Below are 299 nucleotides of genomic sequence, written 5' to 3'. Positions count from 1 at the left end.
CTTCCAGGCCATGTCCGGGATGATGAGCGTCTCCGGACACCCCGACGAACCGATGAAGGTCGGCGTCAGCATGGTCGACATCCTCACGGGCCTGTACGCCTCTACGGCGATCCTTGCCGCGCTGCGGCACCGGGACGCCACCGGCGCGGGCCAGTTCATCGACCTGTCCCTGCTGGACTGCGGGCTGGCCTCGCTGTCGCACTTCGCGATGAACTATCTCGTCTCCGGGGAGGTGCCGCGACGGCGTGGCAACGGCGGCTACGGCGGGGTCCCCGCGCCCACCTTCCTGTGCAGGGCCA

1 protein-coding gene is annotated in these 299 nt (G+C 69.2%); it reads left to right on the top strand.

What is annotated here, in order from left to right:
- Positions 1–299, top strand: a 299-nt coding sequence (locus TN53_RS43875; RefSeq protein ID WP_046264538.1) for a CoA transferase, incomplete at both ends; no start/stop codon positions are given.

Source organism: Streptomyces sp. WM6386, from assembly GCF_000972385.1.
GTDB lineage: Bacteria > Actinomycetota > Actinomycetes > Streptomycetales > Streptomycetaceae > Streptomyces.
This window is presented reverse-complemented; position numbering and strand designations above follow the sequence as displayed.